The following is a 21,298-nucleotide window of genomic DNA, read 5'->3' on the forward strand; positions in this document are numbered from 1 at the left end:
TTAAACAGTGTGCGGTCTGGCGCGATTCATGGGCTGCCGCGGTTGCTGCTATCGACCGCACGCACAAAATCCCGCCAGGCGATGCCTGCCTCGTTTCCAACCTGTTCAAGCGCGCTCAACGTGTCAGCCGGCAGCAGCAGGCCATTTGCGCGGTGACGAAGGTCGGCTTCGGCCTCGATTTCGCCTGGGTAATAGACCTTGTCGTGACCTGCGGCGACGGGGACGCTCTTGAGAGAAGCGATGTACGCCTCCATGCGCGTTTGAAATTCGGCGATCGGCTGAAACGCGTCGATATTCAGGGCCATGATGAAATGGCCGGCCCGGCTGCGATTGACCGGATCGTATGGGCCGTGCACTTGATCCTGAAATCCGCTGCCTGACAAGACCCCTGACATCACATCGACCATGACGCCAATGGCATAACCTTTATGGCCGGCCATGGGCAGGATGAAGCCTTTGAGCGCCTCTTTCGGATCGGTCGTCGGGTTGCCTTGCGTATCGACCGCCCAGTTGGCAGGGATAGGCTCATGACGATTGTTCGCCAGATAAATCTTTCCCCGGGCGACTCCGGAATTGGCGATGTCCATGACCATCGGCGCATGCTTGCCGGCCGGTACGCCGATAGACCATGGGTTCGTGCCGATTTTCTTTTGCAAACCGCCCCATGGGGCCATATTGGGCCCGCCATTACTCATCATCAGCATGGCGCAGTTCTGCAGCGCGCCTTGCCGAGTGAAGTACATGCACGTGCCAAAATGGTTCGAATGCCGGACCGACACAATACCCACGCCATGCGCACGCGCGCGCCGTACGGCTTCTTCGGTAGCCTGATGCGCAATGACCGGGCCGACGCCGTCATTGCCGTCCAGTACGCCGACAGCGCCCGCATCGGTCACGGTCTGCAGGCGAGTCACGCCTTTCATCGCACCGGAGCGCAAGCGGGCGTAATACCAGCCCAATCTGAGCAGGCCGTGTGATTGGTGCCCCCATAAGTCCGCCTGGACCAGGGCGTCGGCCGCCAGGCCGGCGNCGGCAGGCGGTACGCCCGCCTGCTGGTACACGGCGCAGGCAAAATCTTTAAGCGCCTCGGCCGACAATGGCGTGCGCGACAGTTGGTCGATAGATGAGGATTGCATCGCGTGACTCATTTGTTGAGATGGATATTGCGTTCGCGGATAAAGGTCTGCCACTTGTCCAGATCTGACCGGAACAAGGCATTGAATTGTTCATGGGACAGATTGCCAGGCCGCAGACCTTCTTCGGGAAAACGAGCCTGAATGGTGGGATCTTTCAGCGCCTGGAGCATGGCCGTGTTGAGCTTGTCGACGATAGCGTCCGGCGTGCCTGCGGGGACGAATACGCCGAACCAGACGCTCATTTCGAATCCCGGATAGGTCTCTGCAATCGTAGGAACGTTGGGCAGCACACTGATTCGCTCACGGCTGGCGACGGCGACAGGTTTGAGTTTCTTGGATTCGATAAAATTGATGAACCCGGGTACTGTCCCGAAAGACATCATGATCGTACCGCCGACCAGGTCGTTGATCGAATTGGCCGTGCCCTTGTAATGAACCATCGTCAGTTTGGTATCGCTGGCTTGGCTGACCATCTCCGCGACCAGATGCGACATTTGGCCGGCGCCCGGTGTGCCCACGGTCACCTCATTCGGATGTTGTTTGGCGTATGCCACCAATTCGGGAACCGTGTTAAAGGGAACTGAGGGGTGAGCGGCGAGCAAAGTCGGCGCATCAGCCAGATAAGTGACGGGTATCAGATCCTTGCGCGTGTCGTAGGGCAGCGTTTGATACAGCGAGGGGTTGCTGGTGATCGCACTGTTGGTCATCAGGATGGTATAGCCATCGGGCGATGCCTTGGCGACCAGGTCCGTACCGATGATGCTCGACGCGCCTGGGCGGTTTTCTACCACGACATTCTGTCCCAGTAACGGGCCCATTTTTTCCGCGACGAGACGAGCCACCACGTCCGAGCCGCCGCCCGGAGCAAAGGGGGCTATCATGCGGATCGGTCTTTCTGGATAGTCAGCCGCCGAGGCGGACATGCTGCAGCCGAGCAAGAAGAGGGCAGGAAATAAGCCGCGCAGTATGGTGATGGGTTTCATGGTTGTCTCCTTGAGTTTTTTGTCACCGGGCCGTCCCACGGCAAGAACGTCGCCTTGGGGCACAGCGAGCTAAGGTGCAGCGTGGGGCCTTCCTTTTTATTTGCTGCGCCTGCACTATAGGAAAACCTGCCTGCGTCACAGTGCGGGTTTTTGAGCCGAATACATTAGAAGCGCTTAACAAAAAATGAAAAGCCTGGACATCGATCATCTACGGACATTCGTCGCTGTCGTGGATCGGGAATCATTCGCCGCGGCTGCCGTCGAGGTGTTGCGTACGCAATCGGCAGTGACGCAGCAAATGCAGCGTTTGGAGGCATTGTTCGGCAAACGGCTATTCCAGCGTGTGGGGCGCAACAAGCAATTGACTCCGGACGGATTGCGTCTGCTGGATTACGCGAGGCGCCTGCTGGCGCTAAACGATGAGGCCTGTGCCGCTATGCTGTCCCGGGAGGAGAGCGGCGAGTTGAGATTGGGCGCGCCTCATGACGTGACCGACAGCATCCTGCCCAATCTCTTGGCGCATTTTTCTCAGGCGTTTCCCCGAATGCGGATCGCGATTCATGTCGGACGCAGTCCGCATCTATTGCAGCGCTTGCGGCAAGGGGAAATCGATATGACGATTGCGGGATCGGATGCACCGGATCTGCGGCACATCACATTGCGTACCTCGCCTATCGTATGGATGTGTGCCGCCCGCTATCGTTACGATGCAGAGCAGCCCTTGCCGCTGATCGTGGCGGCCGAGTCCAGCCAGTTTCGCCGCATCGCGATAGAACACCTGGATCGCGTGGGCATTCCGTGGCGGATCACCTATACCTCTCCGACGGTGGTGGGGGTGCGTGCTGCAGTGAGGGCAGGGCTGGGCGTGACCGCGCGCAGTGTGGAAATGTTGGGCAGCGATCTGCGCGTGATGAGCGAGGCAGAGGCCTTGCCGAGATTGCCCGACGTCAGTTTCAGGCTGTATTTGAGCCCGCTCAGTGCGAACAGCGCGGCGCAGCGGGTGTTCGATTCACTGGGGCATTTGAACTTGTAGCCCGAGGTGGTCGAAAAGGCCCCGCGCTGCAGGCACGCTGGACCATTGCCATCAACCGACCGGCGTCAGCACTTTACGCTGCTGAAACCATCCATCCAGATTACTCAACACCAGATCGGCCATGGCTTGCCGGGTTTCTTTCGTGCCGCTGGCCAGATGCGGAAAGAGCACGACTTGATCCATGTCCAATAGCGCTTGCGGGACTTGAGGCTCGTGCTCAAACACGTCCAGGCCTGCACCAGCGATACGGCCGTCTTGCAAGGCCTTGATCAATGCCGATTCGTCGACGACGGTGCCCCGTGCCACGTTGATGAGATATCCCTTTGGGCCCAGCGCATTGAGCACCGCATCGTTGATCAGATGACGCGTTTCTGCACCGCCTGGTACAACCACCACTAGAAAATCGCTGTTTTCGGCCAATTGGATCAGATCGTCGTAATAGCGATAGTGATCCGGCACATCGTTGCGCGCGCGGCGGTTGTAATACGCAATGCTCATGTCAAAGGCTTCGGCGCGCTTGGCGACCTGCAGGCCGATGCTGCCCAGCCCGACAATGCCGCAGCGTTTGCCGCTGGGTTTGATCGTCAGAGGAAAGGCTTCATTGAGCCAGTGGCCCTCGCGCACAAAACGATCCGCCAGGCAGAGACGGCGCGACACGTTCAAGACCAGTGCGAGCGCAGTGTCCGCAACGCAATCGTTCAACACGCCGGGCGTATTGGTCACGACGACGCCGCGTTTTTTGGCGGTGCCGATATCGATGGGATCGTAGCCTACGCCTTGGCTGAAAATGCCTTCCAGATTGGGCAGGCTATTGATCAGTTCTGCCGATGCCCCATGGCGTCCGCTGGTGACAATGCCACGCACGGTTTGCCCTTGCGTTTGCAGAAAGCCGGCTTGGTCTTTGATTTCCCACCAGCGGTGCAAGCGGTAATGGCGATCGACGTGTTCGGTGATGGCGGGTGGCATGGGGCCCACCATCAGTACGTCGATGAGGTCCGTGGAGACAGAGTCAGTCATGAAAAATCCAATCTATAGGGTTTCAAGAACCCGCTTTGCCTTCGACGGTCCGGTCATGAAGGGGCAGCGGGTTCTCGCGTATGAAACTTCTTATTGTGCTAGCAGGCCGCGCGCCTTGATGATCTCGCCATAACGCGCGCGCTCACTTGCGGCCAGCTGTGCCAACTCTTCAGGCGTCGAGCCATGAGCGCCCGCACCCTGAGCCAGCAGCTTTTGCTTGATGCTTTCCTCGTTGGCGACATCGCGGATGGCTTTCGAGAGCTTGTCGACGATGGCTTGCGGCGTGCCTGTGGGCACCAGCACGGCGGTCCAGGATCCGCCTTGGGCATTCTTGATGCCGGCCTCGTCGATCGTGGGCACGTCCGGCATCGCGGGCGAACGCTTGTCGCCCGTGACGGCCAGCGCGCGCAGCTTGCCGGCTTGTACGAACGAATTGGTTTCCAGCACCGAGGCGAACAACATATCGACGCGGCCGCCCATCAGGTCGCCCATGGCGGGGCCACCGCCTTTATAGGGGACGTGCAGCAATTCCGTACCCGTGGCCAGTTGAAACACCTCTGCCGTCAGGTGAGGCGCGCCACCTGTGCCCGAACTGGCAAACGTATGCTGGCCGGGCTCGGCCTTGGCCAAGGCCACCAGGTCTTGCACCGTTTTGACGTTTAGCGAAGGCGGCACGACCAGCACAAAAGGCAGGTCCGAGAACAGCGACACCGGGGCGAACGCCACCGCCGGATCGGTTTTCAGCTTGTAGATCCAGGGATTGATGGACAGCATGCCCGAGTTTGCAAACAGCAGCGTGTAGCCATCAGGGTCAGCACGCGCGACCAAATCGGCCGCGATTTGCCCGCCTGCGCCCGCCTTGTTATCGACCACGATGGTCTGGCCCAACGTTTGTCCCAGGCGTTCGGCCAGAATGCGGGCGGAAATGTCAGTCCCGCCACCGGGCGAGAACGGGACGACCAGCGAAACAGGACGATTAGGGTAATCACCCGCCGCTTGGCTGGCGACGGGAAAACATGCTGCGACCGCCAGGGTCAGGGCGCCCATGACCTGGGCGCGAATACGAGAAATCCGCTTTGCTTTCATGCGTTTGTGTCTCCGCAATACCGTTTTTGAATTGATCTTTAACTGAGCCGCTCTCGCTGGGGTGCAGCGGGCATGCTGTCTGGTTTACGGCATCTTTGAATGATGCCAACGGCAAAAGTATAGGGGCGGGGGCACCATTCAATACCAATTGAGCTATAAATAACATTACCCGATACACATATTGAATGGATGGATGCGGCAGTATGGAACTGCGTCAATTGGAATGTTTTGTCGCCGTGGCCGAGGAATTGCACTTTGGCCGGGCAGCGGCGCGCTTGCGCATGACACAGCCGCCGCTCAGCAGGCAAATACAGTTGCTGGAACAGGATCTGGGCGTAACGCTGCTCGAACGCCATAGCCGCGTCGTGAGGCTGACCGCGGCCGGGCAGCGTTTGCTGCGCGACGCACGTCATCTGTTGGATTATTCGGCACGTGCAGCCCTTGCGGCGCGGCGAGCTGCGCATGGCGAGGCGGGGCATCTGACCTTGGGATATACCGCGGTGGCAGCCTATCGTTTGATGCCGGCGATGCTGATGCGTGCGCAACAGGTGCTGCCCGACGTCAATATCCAGTTGCGCGAAATGGTGTCCAGCGATCTGGGCCGCTTGCTATTGGCGGGCGAGCTCGACGTTGCGTTGACGCGGCATGTGCCTATGCATCAAGGGTTGGAAAAACGGTTGATGGAACGTGAAGCGCTGATATTGGCGCTGCCTGCCGGTTCTCCGCTGTGTGCGATGGATACTGTGCCGCTGCGTGCCTTGCATCAACAGCCGCTGATACTGTATTCGCCAGGGGACAGCCGATATTTCCATGACCGCATTGTCGGCGCCATGGGTCTGGCCAATATCGCGCCGCGCTATGTACAACGCGCCAGCCAAACGCATACCTTGGTCGCGCTGGTCAGGGCAGGGCTGGGATATGGCATCGTGCCGGATTCGGCGCGAGAGCTGCATTTCGAGGGCGTGGAATACCGCCCCATCGCGCAAAAGAACCTGTACGCCGACATCTATCTGGCGTGGCGGCAGCAGGCGGACAACCCTACGGTAGAGGCGTTCCTGGATCGCGTCGCGGGGCGGGATGGGATGAAGGACGGGCCCGATGCCACGCTGGATGAGGATTGAATCTGTCACGCAAAAAATAACGCCGGATTCGTTGGCGAACCCGGCGTTATCGTGGCGCTGTACAGCGTTTCTATCTAGGATCAGGGCTTTTGCGGCGCGCCGTCGACCAGACGCCACAGGCCCAGCGGATTGGCCTGTTGAACCGCCTCGGGCAGCAGCGCATCAGGCAGATCCTGATAGCAGACCGGACGCAAGAAACGATCGATCGCCGTCGTACCCACGGACGTGTACATCGCATTGGATGTCGACGGGAACGGACCGCCGTGCACCATGGCGTAGGTGACTTCCACGCCCGTGGGGAAGCCATTGGCCAGAATGCGGCCAGCCTTGCGTTCCAACACCGGCACGAGCGTACGAGCCGCCTCGACGTCGCTCGCTTCGATCTGCAGCGTGCTGGTCAACTGGCCTTCCAGGTGTTCGGCGATCTCGCGCATTTCCGCGACGTCGCGCACGCGGATCAGCAACGAGGCCGGGCCGAATACTTCGGCCTCTAACGCCTTGTCCTTCAAAAAGCGCTGTGCATCGGTGCTGTAAAGCGCGGCTTGAGCGCTGTTGGGGCGGCCTTCGTTGCTTTGGCCCTTGGCCACGCACGACACGCCTTCGACGGCGCTCAGTTGCGCCACACCGGAGTTATAGGCGTCAGCGATGCCCGGGGTCAGCATGGTGCCGGCCGGTGCGGGTTGCAGCGCTGCCGTCACCGCGGTCTCAAAGCGCTTCAGATCCGGGCCGTCGATCGCAATGACCAGACCAGGATTCGTGCACAGTTGGCCCACGCTGCCGGTCAACGAGGTCGCGAAGCCTTGCGCAATGCTTTCCGCGCGGGCAGACAACGCACCCGGGAACAGGAACACGGGGTTGATGCTGCTCATCTCGGCGTAGACCGGGATCGGCTCGGGGCGGGCATTGGCGGTGCGCACCAGCGCCAGGCCGCCTTGGCGCGAGCCGGTAAAGCCCACGGCCTTGATCGCGGGGTGCGCAACGAGCGCATCGCCCAGGGTGCGGCCTGCGCCGAACAGCAGCGAGAACACGCCCTCGGGCAGATTGTTGTCTTTGACGGCTTTTTGAATGGCACGGCCCACAAGTTCCGACAGACCGGGGTGACCGCTATGCGCCTTGACCACAACCGGGCAGCCCGCGGCCAGTGCCGAGGCGGTATCGCCACCGGCGACCGAGAACGCCAATGGGAAATTGCTGGCGCCGAACACGGCGACCGGGCCGAGCGGCACGCGCGCCAGGCGCAGGTCCGAGCGGGGCAGGGGCTTGCGTTCCGGTTGGGCCGGATCGATGGTGGCGTTCAGGAACAAACCATCACGCACGACTTTTGCGAACAAACGCAGTTGGCCGACCGTACGGCCGCGCTCGCCTTGCAGGCGGGCTTCGGGCAGGCCGGTTTCGGCCATGCCGCGGGCGATCAGTTCGTCGCCCAGCGCCATGATATTGTCGGCAATACTTTCCAGGAAAGCGGCGCGCTGAGCCAGCGGTGCGGCGCGATAGGGATCGAACGCCGCGGCGGCCAATTCGCAGGCGCGATTGACTTCGTCCTTGCCGCCCATGCCGAATTCAGGCTCGATATGTTCGTTACGAGCCGGGTCAAACGCGCGCTGTGCGCCCAGCGTGCCGCGCACGGCGCTGGCGCCGATGAGCATCTCACCAGTGATAGACATGGAAAAGTCTCCTGAAGCTGAATTGAATGGATTCCGGAGGGGAGTCCGTATAAACGTTCTAGTATAGGGAAAGATGGTGGCCGGCCTGAGGTTTCTTTTCTGATTCAGTCAGAAAAAACATCGATCTATATAAAAATTGGATTAAAGGCTGGCGCAAGCCCGGGAAAAGGAGGCGTTCCGCGCAGGAACTATTTGTCGTGCCGTGGTTACTTCACATGGCCGGCTGGTGATATGCCGACGGTACGTTTCCTTAATTCGCACAATGCGATTTCTTATACGAGTGAGCTTTCCATGGACTTGAATCCACCAACTTCAGCGGGCGCGCAGCCATCCGCATTGGGCACTAAGCCGCTGGCCGCCTATAGCGACAGCGAGGTCAGGGCCGAGTTCTTCGACGCGCTCGAAGACGGGAATATCAACCTCTGCCTCGAACTGTATGCCCATCCCGCTATTCATGGTGAGATTCGAAATGGTCAAGGGGAGACCATGCTTCACGTTGCCATACGGTCGGGCCATACGATGATCGCGAGGCGATTAACGCAGGAGTGTGACGGCGCTGTCGATTATCTCGACGCTATCGATGATCATGGATATACGCCATTAATGCTCGCGGTCCGGCTCGGTCAGCTCGAGCTGGTCGACGCACTGCTCGAGGCCGGTGCCAGCGCTGACGTGCCATTGACTGAGCAACGCGCCGCACTCGTCGATGAGGCCTCGGGCAAAAACTCGTCCATTGTTCCGTCTGCATTGCACTTGGCGGTGCATTTCCGCGCGTATGCAGAGAATTCTGATGATGTCCAGAAGGGCAAGGACATGATAGCCTCATTGACCAGGGCGCGTGCCGACTGCGCCGATGCGTTGATGAGGTCCATATCGATGGGAACGATAAAGGCCACACGAATCCTGATAAATGAACTGAAGGCCGATCCTTCGCGTGCGTTCTATCATGCTGCGATGGCAAAGCTGCCGAAGACTGCATACGCGTTGCAGTTCCTCGGCGCGGACGGCATCGCGGATCTGGCCGCTGCGGCGCAGCGCGGTGATGAGCGTAGTATCGGAGCCCTGCTGGGCCCCGTGTTGGCACGGAACATCGCCACTGCGGTTAACACCGTTGCGGCCACGGGAGATATCGCGGCCGTGCAATCGATACTGCTCGATAGGGGCATTTACTCGTATGCAGTCAGGCAAGCCATAAAAGCCGGGAAACCTGAAATTGTAAAAGTACTGATCGAGGCAGCAGTGACCTCTCCGTACGAGGGCCTGAACGACGCTGGAGAAGCAGACGCTGCGAAAGGTCATACTTTGTTTGATCCGATCGAAGACGACAACCCGCCTGATACCGATAAGTATGAGGAACTAGTTGAACACACGGTCAGCGGAAACCTCGAAGCGCTCACAGAGTTGAGCCGTGCACGCATATATGACGCTGATGCGTTGACCTATTTCGCCGAGACGGGCAACGCGGACAAAGGGAAAGTATTGCTGAACGTGCACAGGGGGGAGACCATTGGCTTGACGGCACTGGCGCAAGCGATCGTAGATAACAAACTCGACTCGGCAAAAGCGTTGATTTCCGTTGGTGCGAATGGGGAAAAACTGTTGATGCAGACGATCAACGGATCAAATGTGTGGATTGCGATGCCATTAATCGACCTGGGCGTCGATCTGTCGGCAGCGCTAATGTACGCGGTAGAATCCAAGAGCCAACGGGCGGTGGATGTGTTGTGCCTGCTCGGCGCCGAGTTCCCCGATGCGCTGCTATGCGCGGCAAAGCGTGAGAATACCGCGGTGGCAAAAACACTAATCGCCACCGGGAGCGTCAACGTTGCAGACATCGTAGAGCTCGTAGAGCTCGCGCGGAACAGCGGTGATGAGCGCGCGGCCAATTTCTTGCTGAGCCTGAACAACCCCATCGGCAAGCTTAGCAAGGCATAATCTGTCCGCAAACCAAGGCGCCCGAGGTCGGTGTGCTGCCGGGCCCTGGCGCCGAGGTCTTAGCATTAGTATTGGCCGACACCATTGTGAGAGGCACTGTCGAGCGGCTATCGAACAATCAATAGCCCCGCGACAATCTGCTTATCGGAAAGTCCGCCTATTTATTTCTTGGCATCGGCCGCGACCAAGGGGCATTCGCTCTTTGATAATGGGCGATACGCTTCGTCCCCTGGGATCGTGTCCAGGATTTTCAGGAGGTCCCAGTCGCTTTTGGACTCGCCCGGCGTTTTGGCCTGCGCCAAATACATGTCATAGACCATGCGGCCGTCCGCGCGAATTTTGCCGTTCTTGGCGTAGAAGTCATTAATCGGCGTTTCTTTCATTTTCGCAGACACGGCATCGGCATCGTCCGATCCGACGGCCTGGACGGCGTTCAGATAATGCAGCGTGGCTGAGTACGCGCCGGCTTGCACCATGGACGGCATGGACTTTTGCCGTTCAAAGTAGCGTTGCGACCATTTACGGGTTTCATCGTTGCGATCCCAGTAGAACCCCGTCGTGAATTGCAGCCCCTGTGCGGCTTGCAAACCCATTCCCTTGATGTCGTGCAGGAACACCAGCAATGTGGCGAGCGCCTGCCCGCCTTGCGTGATGCCGAACTCGGACGCTTGGCGTACGGAGTTCTGGGTATCGGTGCCCGCGTTGGCCAAGCCAATGACCTTGGCACGGGACGCCTGCGCCTGCAACAAGTAAGACGAGAAATCGGGGCTCGAAAGCGGTGCGCGTATTTGACCGAGAACCTTGCCGCCGTTTTCTTCGATGACCGCTTTGGTGTCGCGCTCCAGAGAATGACCGAATGCATAGTCGGCAGTGATGAAAAACCATGTATTGCCGCCAGCACGAGTGACGGCGCGGCCCGTGCCATGTGCCAGGGCGTACGTGTCATACACATAATGCACGCCATAGGGCGAGCATGATTTTCCTGTCAGATTGGAGGTGGCCGATCCGGCGAAGATGGTGACTCGTTTTTTTTCTTGTCCCAGGGCCTGCAGTGCCAGCGCCGATGCGGAGTCCGTCGATTCGATGATGGCGCTGACATTTTCTCTGTCATACCATTCGCGTGCTCTTGTCGCGGTGATATCGACCTTGTTCTGATAGTCGGCCGACAAGACTTCTATCGGACGGCCCAGGACTTTGCCCCCAAAATCTTCCACGGCCATTTTTACTGCGGTCACCATCCCCGGCCCGCCATGAGCCGAATAGACACCGGTCATGTCGACAATGGCTCCCAGGCGGAATGGCTGGTTATCTTGAGAATGGGCGGTCAGTGCAAACAGCATGCTGCCCGTCAGCGATACCAGGCGCAAGACGTTTTTCCTCATTGTGCTCCTCCTTATATTGGCATTCTTTTTGGTCTGGACCGAGTGCCGCTGCGCGTACTCGATGGTTGACCGACTCGTTACGGGATTCGTCCCTGGGAGGAGTCAAGCAACTTCTATGCCAATTTACATACGCGGAGGAGAGCCAGGAAAAGGCCGTTCAAACAGTGTGCATAGTGTCTTATGTTTGGACACTTGCCAAAAATACGGGACACTCCTGAGTACAGGTCAGGGGCGTGGGGGTGGACAGGGCTTCACTGATGTGCAGCAGAGCTGCGGACCAGTTGGGCGCCTTTTTCCCCGATCAGGATCGCGGCCGCATTGGTATTGGCCGACACCATGGCCGGCATCACCGATGCGTCAATGACGCGCAGCCTGTCCACGCCTTGCACCCGCAGCGCCGGATCGACGACGGCCTGTGTGTCGCTGCCCATACGGCAGGTCCCCGAGACGTGGAATACCGTCCCCCCGCGTTCGCGCGCGAACTGTGCCAGGTCCTGCTCTTTTTTTAATCCGCTGCCAGGCATGTACTCCTCGCCGGTGGCGAATTGGCGGAAAGCGGGTTGGTGATAGATGTCGCGCAGCATGCGCAGCCCTGCGATCAGGACTTTGATGTCGTGCGGTTCGGTCAGATAGTTGGATACGATGCGCGGGGGATCGAAGGGATCGGCCGAACGGATTTCGACCGTACCGCGAGAATCGGGCCGGCATTGGGTAGCAGATGCGGAAAAACCGGAAAACCCATGCAAGGGGTCGCCGGGCTTGTCTACCGATAGCGGCATGACATTGAACAGAATATCGGCCCGGCTATCGCGCGCATGCTCGGTACGCACCATGCCACCGACCTGTCCGGCGCCGACAGTCAGAGGGCCTGCTTTGTTGAACAGCCACTTCGCGCCCATGTTCGCGAGCTTGAACGGATTGCGCACGTCGTCATTGAGCGAGAGTTTGTCCTTGACCTTGACGATGACGCGCGCCTGGTAGTGATCCTGCAAATTGCAGCCGACTTCCGGTGCATCGACCTGGACGGGGATCTGATGCTTTTGCAACAAGCGGGCAGGGCCGACGCCGGAGAGTTGCAGCAGATGTGGCGATTGCAGCGCACCCGCGGCCACGATCACTTCGCCCGCTGCATGAGCACGCATGACTTGTCCGTGGTGCAGCCAGGTGACGCCGTGGCAGATGCCCCGTTCTATCAGTAATCGGGTGACATGGGCATCGGTCAATACCGTGAGGTTGCGACGTGCCCGCACCGGCCGTAAAAAGGCCGTGGCCGCACTGTCGCGCCAGTGCCCTCGCAGTGTCAGTTGGTAGCTGCCCAGGCCGCTATCCTGTGCGCCATTAAAGTCGGGACTGCCAGGCAGGCCTGCTTCGGCGCCCGCGCGCAACCAGGCCGCGCAGAGCGGGTGATCATTACGCAGGTCCGAGACATGCAGCTCGCCCTGATCGCCGTGATACTCGCTCGCGCCGCCCGCATAGCACTCGGATTGCTTGAAAATGGGCAAGACATCCCGATAGCTCCAACCCGTCGCGCCCAGTCGCGCCCAGTCATCATAGTCCGCGTGTTGGCCGCGGATATAAATCAGCCCGTTGATCGAACTGGACCCGCCCAGCACGCGGCCACGTGGCCAGACGATGGCGCGATTGCCCGTTTCGGGCTGGGGCTCAACGTCAAACTGCCACGAATAGCGAGGGTCATAGATCGAGCGGAAATATCCCACGGGCAGCTTCAACCAGAATCCCGTGTTTGCGCCGCCGGCCTCCAGCAGCAACACACGGCAGGCCGGGTCCGCGCTCAGGCGATTGGCCAGCACGCAGCCGGCGGAGCCGGCTCCCACAATGATGTAGTCATAGGTTTGGGACATGGCGCGTTGCGGCGAGGTTAGGCTTTCACGATGTCTAGGTAGGGCTTGGGATCGAAATAGGTGCTGGCGGGCACGGGGTTGGAGATATTGGCGGTCTTGACGAAAAAGTCCGTGACCTGCTGCAGCCATTTTGTGACGGTGCCATCGGCGTATTTTGCCCGCCATTCGCTGGAGGTGAAATACTTCGACGCCTTGAATTGATCCTTGAGATCGGCCAGGGGGACTTCGGGGTAGTGCTTTTTCTGCAGTGCCGCGATGGCCTCGTCGGTGTGAGATAGCAGGTGATCGTTGGCCTTGACCCAGCCTTTGATCAGGGATTGGATCAACTGCGGATTTTTTTCGTAGTAATCATTGCGCGCGGCCCAGCCGCCCACGATGGCGGCCTCGGGATAAAAGGCCGAGGCATCGACCAGCATGCGCGCGCCCTCGGCTTTTTGTTTGACGGTCACGTCAAACGGCACCCACAACGCCACGGCGGGCACAGCGCCCGAGATGAACGACGTGACGGCTTCGGTCATGCGTTGATTCACGATCTGCACGTCTTTGCCTTCTTGCAGATTGGCGCCTTGCAGTACCCGATTCAGGAAAACGTGTGCCGTGGTGCCGGCCGTGGTCGAGATTTTCTTGCCCTTGAGATCGGCGGCGCTCTTGATGCCGGAGTCGGCCCGTACCCAGAGTTGGGCGGTTGCATATTCCACGTTGTTCAGCAAAAAGACTTTGCCTTGGCCGCGCGCCGGGAAATTGGATACCACCGCGCCGGTGGACAGTACGTCGAGACTGCCGCCAATCATGGCCTGGAATAGTTCAAGCCCGGTGGTGAACTTGATCATCTGCAAATCCAGGCCTTGCTCGGCAAACGCTCGGGTTTCCAGGCCCGTCCAGATTTGACCATCTACGGCAGGGGTATGCAGGTAGCCCACGCGCACGGTCTGCGCGGCACGAGCCAACATTGGCATGCCTATACCCGACATGGCGGCCGCAAGGGCGCCGGTTTTCAATAAGGTTCTGCGCTGCGGATTCATGTGGAGGCTCCTTTTAGCAGGCGAAACGACGAAATAACAGGTTAGGGAAAACGACAGCAGTGAGGCACGTGAGACTCGCGCCAGCATTATTCAGATAGACGCACCGCCTGGCTAGCCTGCCGGGCGTATTCCTCCATGACCAGGCTGCGGATATGCGAACGCAGCTCCCCAAAGCGCGGGTCTTCGTGCAGATTCTCCGCGCGCGGATAGGCAAACGGCACGTCGATCACCGTGCGTATCCGCGCCGGCCTCGCCGTGACCACCACAATGCGCGATGACAGGTAGATGGCTTCTTCGACCGAGTGCGTGATCAGCATGACAGTCTTGTTTTCGGCCAGCAGCACTTGCAGCAATAAATCCTGCATCGCGCTGCGCGTCTGCGCGTCCAGCGCACCGAAAGGCTCGTCCATCAGCAAAAATTGCGGCTTGACGGCATAGGCGCGGGNNNGCGCCAGGCGCTGGCGCATGCCGCCAGATAAATGCTTGGGATGATGGTTTGCAAAATCGGCGAGCCCCATCAGCGTCATGTAGCGCTGGCAGATCTCGTCGCGTTCGGCGCGACTGACTTGATTGGCGCGCAGCGTCAGGCCGAAGGCGATGTTCTCTTTCACGGTCAGCCAGGGAAAGACGCCATACTCCTGGAAAATCACACCCCGGTCCGGTCCGGGGCCGGTAATAGGCGTTCCGTCCAGTTGTACTGTGCCCTGGGTAGGCTGCAAAAAGCCCGCCACCATATTCATCATGGTCGTCTTGCCGCAGCCCGATGGGCCGATAATCGAGACGAACTCGCCTTGGTGGATGTCGAGGTTGATACCGTCGAGCACCCGCATTGGCCCATGTGCCGTCGGATAGTCCACCGACACATCGGAAAATCGCAGTCGTACAGGCGTGTTCGATGTCATGCGATGCGCTCCTGCCATGCCACCAGACGGCGCGCCAGCGCGCGCAGAATCAGATCCATGATCAGCGCGATGACGCCGATGCAGATGATGCCGACGTAAATGATATCGAGCTGAAAGAACGACGACGCATCCTGAATCAAGGCGCCCAGTCCCTGCTGCGCAGCAATCAGTTCCGAGGCGACCAGCGTGGCCCAGGCGACACCTAACGCTACGCGCAATGCCGTCAACATATGGGGGATGGTCAGGGGAACGATGACCTTGCGAAAAATCTCACCATCGCTCGCGCCCAGGGTGCGCGATACACGCACGAATATGGGATTGATCTGCGCAATGCCTTCGTACATGACGATGACGCCGGCAAAGAATGACGCATAAAACAGGATCGCGATCTTTGCCGACTCGCCTATCCCAAAATACACAATCACCAGCGGAATCAACGCAATCGGCGGCAGCGCACGGAAAAAGTTGATGACCGGATCGACAAAACTGCGTATCGATTGATACCAACCCAGGACAAAGCCGACAGGCACGGCCAGCACAATTCCCAATACGACCCCGACCAATACCCGCTGGGTCGACATCAGGATGTCGTGAGGCAGCCGGGTTTGCATCAGTTCCAGGAATTTCGCCAGGACCTCGTGTGGGCTGGGGACCAGGGCAGGGCTGACCAGGCCGCTGGCTCGCACCGCATACCACGCCAATACGATGAGCAGCCAAGGGGCGGCAATCAACGCCACGCGTTGCACCACGGAACGATTGCGCAAGATGTCTCCTCCGTAAATAAAAGCGAAGGCGCTTGACCTTTTAAAGGTCAAATCGTACTGTAGACCATACGTTCAGCAAACAACATATGGCTATTTGTTTATGGCTATCAATTTTCACGACAGCCCTATTCCTCGCTATCTCCAACTGGCAGACCTGATGCGTCAGCGCATCGGCCGTGGTGTGTGGGAGCAGGGGCAAAAAGTCCCCTCGCTGGAGGAACTGGTCGCGGAGTTCGGAGTCGCACGGGTGACCGTCCGCCAGGCGGTAGATGTCCTGACTCGCGAGGGACTGGTCTCTCCCCAACAGGGGCGAGGGACCTTTGTGACGGGCCTGCCGCCCAATGACCGCTGGCTGCGGGTACAGACCACTTTGGCCGAACTGGCCAATATGTACCGGGATACCAAACCCAAGATCGTGACGATCGACGAGTCCATCCATCGTGCGCCGGTCACGCCGCAGGACGGCACGGCGGCCGAGCGCTATGTCTTTATGCGCCGCGTTCACGAACGCCAGGACCAGCCGTATTGCGTGATCAATATCTATCTGGCCGAGGATGTCTTTCGCCAGCACCCTGAGCGCTTTCGCAATGAAACGGTGATCCCTTTGCTGGTCTCCATGCCCAGCATCACGATTGCGCAGGCGCGACAGGCGTTGACCATCGGGACTGCCGATACCGAGGTCGCCCAGCATTTGCAGGTGGCGGTGAATACGCCCATTGCCGAGGTTCGCCGCGTCTTTGTGGATGCGGACGGGCGCGTGATTTATCTGAGCGAGGTCTCCTACCGGGGGGATTTCATCCACGTTGAAATGAACTTGATTCCCTGATTGTTCCAGAGCCATGACGAATAACGACCGCAGTGTCCATCCCGCCAAACTCAGCGTGCACGTGCTGCGCTACCCCTTGGAAAGCCCCGTGCGTACCTCGTTCGGTACGATGTATAGCCGTCCTGCCGTCTTTGTGCGTATAGAGGATCGTGACGGCGCGCATGGCTGGGGCGAGGTCTGGTGCAATTTCCCGTCGTGCGGGGCCGAGCATCGGGCATTGCTGGTCGAGACGGTATTGCAGCCTTTGCTGCTGGATCGCGAATACCAAGATCCCGCCGCCGCCTTTGCACATCTGACGGCAGCAACGGAAGTCCTGGCCCTGCAGTCCGGCGAACCGGGGCCCATGGCGCAGGCCATCGCAGGCATTGATCTGGCGCTGTGGGATTTATGTGCTCGCCGTGCTGGTCAGCCGTTGTGGGCTTTTCTGGGAGGCACGCATGATCAAGTCCAGGTCTACGCGAGCGGCATCAATCCCGATGATCCGGCCAGCATGGTGCGAAAAAAGTACGCTGAGGGTTATCGCGCCTTCAAGCTAAAACTCGGCTTCGGCCAGGAGCGCGATCTAAAGAACCTGCGAGATGCCCGCGATGTGATCGGCATGGATATGCCGTTGATGACGGATGCCAATCAAGGCTGGGACGCGCCGACAGCCGCCACCATGATGGCGGCGATGGCCGAATTCAATCTTGCCTGGTTAGAAGAGCCGCTGCGCGCGGATCGGCCATTCGAAGAGTGGCAAGCGTTGTCTCGCCACAGCGCGATTCCCCTGGCCGCGGGCGAGAACTATCTGGGTCTGCCGATGTTTCAGGCAGGCATCGGTGCGGGGTTCTTGCAAGTCGTTCAGCCCGACCTGGCTAAATGGGGCGGTATTTCGGGGTGTTTGCCCGTCATTCAGGCGGTGCGGGCCGCGGGCCTGCGTTATTGTCCGCATTACTTGGGGGCGGGCATCGGCCTGATGGCATCGGCCCATCTGCTGGCGGCTGTCGATGGTATTCACCACGGCGGCTTGCTGGAAATCGACGCGAACGACAATCCGCTGCGTACGCTGCTCAGCGAACCGTTGCTAAAACTGGATAACGGATTCGCCCATTTAGGCCAGGCCCCCGGCATAGGTGTCGAACCCGATTTGCAGGCGTTGCAAACCCGCTGTGCGAGATAGCTTTGCACGGTTGGCGCAGCGATTGTTTACGGGATCGCGGGCTGTGTGCCATTGGCGCGCAGCGCGGCATGAGCCCGGTATGTCGTACTCGTGACAATCCGGTTCGAGGTGTTACCACGCTGGCGTGCCGATGATAGTTCTCGTGGGAGAGAGCCTCATGGTGCAAGCTCCTCGATCGTCAAATTTTGTCGCACTCGCGTTGCCGTCTTTGCGTTGTTTGTCTTGTTGCTTGCTGCACGTGCCCGCTAGGATGACTGTGGTTTTATCAGCCTGGAGCACCGAATGAAACTGAATCATCGATATCTCATCAGCGCTGCGGCCCTCATCGCCGCACCGTTTTTTGCGACCGGCGCGCATGCGCAATTGATGGACGCTGTCAAAGGTCAACTGGGCGGCGACGCTGCACAGACCGGGTCTTCGACTGGCGGCGCGACGCAAGGTCTGGGCAGTGCTCTAGGCGGCGATAGCAGTTCGGCGTTGTCGGCTCTGGGCGGCTCGGCGGGTTCCGGCACGGCGGGCAATGCTGCAGGCGTGCTCGAGTTTTGCATCAAGAATAATTACCTGAGCGGCGGTGACGCGTCGTCGGTGAAAGATAAATTGGTCGGAAAGTTGGGTGGCTCAGAAAAGGCCTCGTCCGACGAGGGCTACACCAAGGGCGCCTCTGGCGTATTGACGGGTAGCGATGGCAAATCCCTGGATTTGAGTGGCGGCGGGATGAAAGAAGAAATCACCCGCAAAGCGTGCGATCAAGTCCTGGAGCACGGCAAATCGTTCTTGTAAGCGATCGACGCCCGAGCAGACCGAGGCTTTTGCGGTAACTACGAATAGCCGCCATTCTTCTCAACCAGCACAATCATAGGTTGCAGAAAAGGAATGGAAATGGACTTGGGAACATTTGCGTCAGCCGCTGTTGCATGTAACGGCTTTAAGGGCTACCATGTTGCATGTAACAGGGAGCATGTCGACATGGCTGACGTTAATTCACGCGTACAAAAGCACCGCGCCGCGCTGCGGATGGCTGGATTGCGTCCAGTGCAGATCTGGGTGCCGGACACACGGCGCCCAGGGTTTGCCGACGAGTGCCGCCGTCAGTCTCGGCTAGCCGCGCTGGCAGATCAGACCGACACTGTGCTGCAACATCTCATGGACGAGGCGCTGGGCGAGATCGAGGGTTGGACGGAATAATGCGCGGCGATTTCGTGAGTGTCGCGATGCAGGGCGATTTTGGAAAACCACGGCCGGCTTTGGTCATCCAGGCGGATCAGTTTGACGAGCACTCGTCAGTGGCGGTATTGCCCGTGACGAGCACACTGGTTGCCGCGCCTCTGCTGCGCATCACCATCCCACCGAGCCCTGAAAACGGTCTGCAGAAACCTTCTCAAATCATGGTTGATAAGTCGATAACCGTGAAACGCGACAAAATAGGACCCGCCTTTGGGCGGATTCATGCCGATGCGTTGCTGGAGGTAGAGCGTTGTCTGGCGGTGTTTCTGGGCATTGCCAAGTGATCCTCGGTACGCCTGTATATCGACGTACCGGGTAGCGGCTCGAGGGTATCAACTGTTATCGCGGATATCCGCCGTCGCGCCATTTTGCCTGACGGACTCGATACCGCCATCGCGCGCGGCCTCGGACGCATACATCTGACTGTTGCCGATGACCTGATTATTAGCGGCCCGCAACGAGAAATAGAATTTGCCATTCGATGATGTCGCCGATTTGTACCGGGCGCTGTCACCGCTATTCTTTTGTACCGAGGCGATGCCGTTCGAGGCCGAGGCCTTGGTCTCGTACATCTCACTGGTCAGGATGATTTCCCCATTTCCGGCTTTCAGGGAAAAGTGGAATTGTCCGTTGCTTGCTTTTTTTAGTTCAAACCAACCTGCCATGATGTGACTCCTTGGGTTGAAAGCGATGAGCGAAACGATACGTGCCGGGGGGGATCCCCCGCAGCGCTTCCCGATCATAGGGGAACGCAACGGGTTTTGCCTAGGCTCGGATCGCTGTTTTTGCGAGATTCGAGCCCTGGTTTTGCATTGCTTTACGTTGCCTGCTGCAGCGTGTTGCGTTGCCGATCCATTGAGACCGAAATCAACCAGAGTAAAAATCCGCCCAGAGCGAGCAGGGCGCCGACCCAGCCTGGTGCGTGCCAGCCGTAGCCCTGGGACAATGCCAGTCCGCCCAGCAGCGGCCCCAGCGCGTTGGCAGTATTGAAGGCCGAGTGGTTCAGCGCAGCGGCCAGGCCTTGGGCGTGTTCTGCCACATCCATCAGGCGTGTTTGCAATACCGTACCCAGTGCACCGCCGACACCGACCAGGAAGACGGCAGGCGTAATCGTCCAGATGCTGTCGATGCTGAACGTAAACAGCACCAGCGAGACCGCGCTGAATACCAACAACCCGCCCGCGGTCGGCATCAACGCACGATCGGCAAATTTGGGAATGATCAGATTGCCCGCGGTCATGCCGATGCCAAATACCCCCAATACCAATGGGACGGCATCGGGCGAGACGTGAGTCACCTCCAGCAGAATGTCGGCCAAATAGGTATAGACCGCAAACAAGCCGCCAAAGCCGATTGCGCCTATGCCGAGTGTCATCCAGACCTGAGCATGGCGTAACGCGCTCAATTCGCGCAGCGGGCTGGCCTTGGGGTCGGCGGGCGTGGCTGGCGCAAACAAGGCAACGAGCAATACGGTGAGCAGGCCGGTCGCGGCTACCAAGGCAAATCCCCAACGCCAGCCTACGACGTGTCCTAGCCAGTTGGCCATGGGAACACCAATGATGGTGGCTACCGTCAGACCCAAAAACATGCGGCCAACTGCTTGGGTACGGCGGTTCTCCGGCACCAGTGACACGGCGACCAGTGAGGCAATGCCAAAGTAGGCGCCATGCGGCAAGCCGCTCAGAAAGCGCAGCACCATCATCCATTCATAGGTAGGGGCAAAGGCGCATAGCCCGTTGAACAGCGCGAAACTGCCCATCAACAACAGCAGCAGTGCACGTCGAGGCAGCCGGGCCGCCGCCACGGTGATCAACGGTGCGCCGACCACTACCCCCAGCGCATACGCGCTGATGACGTGGCCCGCCGTCGGTGCATCAATACCGAGCGCGGGCGCAAAATACGGCAGCAGGCTCATGGTGGCGAATTCGGTGGTGCCAATGGCAAATGCGCCGATAGCGAGCGCAAACAGCACCAGGCCGGGCGAACGCGGCCCGGAAACAGAGGAGGTCATGGAGTGAATCTTGGGAAATGAAAAGGCGGAGGGGCGCCATGGCCCGCGGCCGAAAAACGCTTAATTGTAGCGCCCCTCATATGACAGCAATACAACGTCCTAGTGGGGACGATATAACGAGGACGATATAACGAGCAGAACTGAGCGGCAGTAGGGCGGGGCGTGGCCCCG

General features: G+C 59.3%; 19 protein-coding genes and 3 pseudogenes. 8 read left to right on the forward strand and 14 right to left on the reverse strand.

What is annotated here, in order from left to right; all coding sequences use genetic code 11:
- Positions 1 to 26 precede the first annotated feature (26 nt).
- The 3 genes and pseudogenes from ACNA0J_RS07890 to ACNA0J_RS07900 form a co-directional block, all read right to left on the reverse strand.
- Positions 27 to 1,029: Ldh family oxidoreductase (locus ACNA0J_RS07890; RefSeq protein ID WP_415818162.1), on the reverse strand; the 1,003-nt coding region annotated here is incomplete at its 5' end.
- A gap of 1 nt (position 1,030) precedes the next feature.
- Positions 1,031 to 1,148 (reverse strand): annotated as a pseudogene (locus ACNA0J_RS07895) (hypothetical protein); the annotation flags it as partial.
- Positions 1,145 to 2,119, reverse strand: a complete 975-nt coding sequence (locus ACNA0J_RS07900; protein ID WP_415818164.1) for a Bug family tripartite tricarboxylate transporter substrate binding protein — start codon at positions 2,117 to 2,119, stop codon at positions 1,145 to 1,147. The pseudogene ACNA0J_RS07895 and the gene ACNA0J_RS07900, both read right to left, overlap by 4 nt.
- A 184-nt stretch (positions 2,120 to 2,303) precedes the next feature.
- Between ACNA0J_RS07900 and ACNA0J_RS07905 the strand changes: the two genes are divergently transcribed.
- Positions 2,304 to 3,152, forward strand: coding sequence for a LysR substrate-binding domain-containing protein (locus ACNA0J_RS07905; protein ID WP_415818166.1), 849 nt, complete (start codon positions 2,304 to 2,306; stop codon positions 3,150 to 3,152).
- 51 nt (positions 3,153 to 3,203) lie between these two features.
- Here ACNA0J_RS07905 and ACNA0J_RS07910 read toward each other — a convergent pair whose 3' ends face one another.
- Both ACNA0J_RS07910 and ACNA0J_RS07915 read right to left on the reverse strand, forming a co-directional pair.
- The gene (locus ACNA0J_RS07910) at positions 3,204 to 4,169 is read right to left on the reverse strand and encodes a 2-hydroxyacid dehydrogenase (protein WP_415818168.1); all 966 of its coding nucleotides are present in this window, start codon (positions 4,167 to 4,169) and stop codon (positions 3,204 to 3,206) included.
- Positions 4,170 to 4,259: 90 nt separating this feature from the next.
- A complete protein-coding gene (locus ACNA0J_RS07915; protein WP_415818170.1) occupies positions 4,260 to 5,255 on the reverse strand; it encodes a Bug family tripartite tricarboxylate transporter substrate binding protein in 996 nt (331 codons plus the stop codon).
- A 203-nt stretch (positions 5,256 to 5,458) separates the two neighbouring features.
- Here ACNA0J_RS07915 and ACNA0J_RS07920 point away from each other — a divergent pair, with 203 nt between their 5' ends.
- On the forward strand, positions 5,459 to 6,376 hold the full coding sequence (locus ACNA0J_RS07920; RefSeq protein ID WP_415818172.1) for a LysR family transcriptional regulator: 918 nt from the start codon (positions 5,459 to 5,461) through the stop codon (positions 6,374 to 6,376).
- 80 nt (positions 6,377 to 6,456) lie between these two features.
- Here ACNA0J_RS07920 and ACNA0J_RS07925 read toward each other — a convergent pair whose 3' ends face one another.
- Positions 6,457 to 8,040: an aldehyde dehydrogenase (NADP(+)) gene (locus tag ACNA0J_RS07925; RefSeq protein ID WP_415806097.1), complete on the reverse strand. Its 1,584-nt coding sequence runs from the start codon at positions 8,038 to 8,040 to the stop codon at positions 6,457 to 6,459.
- 231 nt (positions 8,041 to 8,271) lie between these two features.
- On the opposite strand from ACNA0J_RS07925, the gene ACNA0J_RS07930 reads away from it, so the two are divergent.
- Positions 8,272 to 9,975 (forward strand): ankyrin repeat domain-containing protein, encoded by a 1,704-nt coding sequence (locus tag ACNA0J_RS07930; protein ID WP_415818174.1) that lies wholly within the window; start codon positions 8,272 to 8,274, stop codon positions 9,973 to 9,975.
- Positions 9,976 to 10,136: 161 nt separating this feature from the next.
- Here ACNA0J_RS07930 and ACNA0J_RS07935 read toward each other — a convergent pair whose 3' ends face one another.
- The 6 genes and pseudogenes from ACNA0J_RS07935 to ACNA0J_RS07960 all read right to left on the reverse strand — a co-directional run bounded on the left by ACNA0J_RS07935 (position 10,137) and on the right by ACNA0J_RS07960 (position 15,907).
- Complete coding sequence (locus ACNA0J_RS07935) at positions 10,137 to 11,357, reverse strand: ABC transporter substrate-binding protein (protein ID WP_415818176.1); 1,221 nt, start codon at positions 11,355 to 11,357, stop codon at positions 10,137 to 10,139.
- A gap of 251 nt (positions 11,358 to 11,608) precedes the next feature.
- A complete protein-coding gene (locus tag ACNA0J_RS07940; protein ID WP_415818178.1) occupies positions 11,609 to 13,219 on the reverse strand; it encodes a GMC family oxidoreductase in 1,611 nt (536 codons plus the stop codon).
- Positions 13,220 to 13,236: 17 nt separating this feature from the next.
- Positions 13,237 to 14,241, reverse strand: a complete 1,005-nt coding sequence (locus ACNA0J_RS07945) for an ABC transporter substrate-binding protein (protein WP_415818180.1) — start codon at positions 14,239 to 14,241, stop codon at positions 13,237 to 13,239.
- 86 nt (positions 14,242 to 14,327) lie between these two features.
- Positions 14,328 to 14,686 (reverse strand): annotated as a pseudogene (locus tag ACNA0J_RS07950) (ATP-binding protein); the annotation flags it as partial.
- A 3-nt stretch (positions 14,687 to 14,689) separates the two neighbouring features.
- Positions 14,690 to 15,161: pseudogene (locus ACNA0J_RS07955) on the reverse strand (ABC transporter ATP-binding protein); the annotation flags it as partial.
- On the reverse strand, positions 15,140 to 15,907 hold the full coding sequence (locus tag ACNA0J_RS07960) for an ABC transporter permease (RefSeq protein ID WP_415818182.1): 768 nt from the start codon (positions 15,905 to 15,907) through the stop codon (positions 15,140 to 15,142). The pseudogene ACNA0J_RS07955 and the gene ACNA0J_RS07960, both read right to left, overlap by 22 nt.
- 100 nt (positions 15,908 to 16,007) lie before the next feature.
- Between ACNA0J_RS07960 and ACNA0J_RS07965 the strand changes: the two genes are divergently transcribed.
- The 5 genes from ACNA0J_RS07965 to ACNA0J_RS07985 all read left to right on the forward strand — a co-directional run bounded on the left by ACNA0J_RS07965 (position 16,008) and on the right by ACNA0J_RS07985 (position 19,400).
- Positions 16,008 to 16,733 (forward strand): GntR family transcriptional regulator, encoded by a 726-nt coding sequence (locus ACNA0J_RS07965; protein ID WP_094838431.1) that lies wholly within the window; start codon positions 16,008 to 16,010, stop codon positions 16,731 to 16,733.
- A gap of 13 nt (positions 16,734 to 16,746) precedes the next feature.
- Complete coding sequence (locus ACNA0J_RS07970) at positions 16,747 to 17,892, forward strand: mandelate racemase/muconate lactonizing enzyme family protein (protein ID WP_415818184.1); 1,146 nt, start codon at positions 16,747 to 16,749, stop codon at positions 17,890 to 17,892.
- A gap of 282 nt (positions 17,893 to 18,174) precedes the next feature.
- Entirely contained in the window at positions 18,175 to 18,672 is a 498-nt protein-coding gene (locus tag ACNA0J_RS07975) for a YjjA family protein (protein WP_415818186.1), read from the forward strand.
- Positions 18,673 to 18,858: 186 nt separating this feature from the next.
- Positions 18,859 to 19,077 carry an antitoxin MazE family protein gene (locus ACNA0J_RS07980; RefSeq protein WP_415818188.1) on the forward strand — a complete coding sequence of 73 codons (219 nt, stop codon included), beginning with the start codon at positions 18,859 to 18,861 and terminating at the stop codon, positions 19,075 to 19,077.
- 14 nt (positions 19,078 to 19,091) lie between these two features.
- Positions 19,092 to 19,400, forward strand: coding sequence for a type II toxin-antitoxin system PemK/MazF family toxin (locus ACNA0J_RS07985; RefSeq protein ID WP_460490247.1), 309 nt, complete (start codon positions 19,092 to 19,094; stop codon positions 19,398 to 19,400).
- Positions 19,401 to 19,448: 48 nt separating this feature from the next.
- Here the strand turns inward: ACNA0J_RS07985 and ACNA0J_RS07990 are convergent, their stop codons facing one another.
- Positions 19,449 to 19,781: a YegP family protein gene (locus ACNA0J_RS07990; protein WP_415818217.1), complete on the reverse strand. Its 333-nt coding sequence runs from the start codon at positions 19,779 to 19,781 to the stop codon at positions 19,449 to 19,451.
- A 152-nt stretch (positions 19,782 to 19,933) separates the two neighbouring features.
- Complete coding sequence (locus ACNA0J_RS07995; protein ID WP_415818190.1) at positions 19,934 to 21,127, reverse strand: MFS transporter; 1,194 nt, start codon at positions 21,125 to 21,127, stop codon at positions 19,934 to 19,936.
- Positions 21,128 to 21,298 lie beyond the last annotated feature (171 nt).

Source organism: Bordetella tumbae, assembly GCF_965139195.1.
Classification (GTDB): Bacteria; Pseudomonadota; Gammaproteobacteria; order Burkholderiales; family Burkholderiaceae_B; genus Bordetella_A; species Bordetella_A tumbae.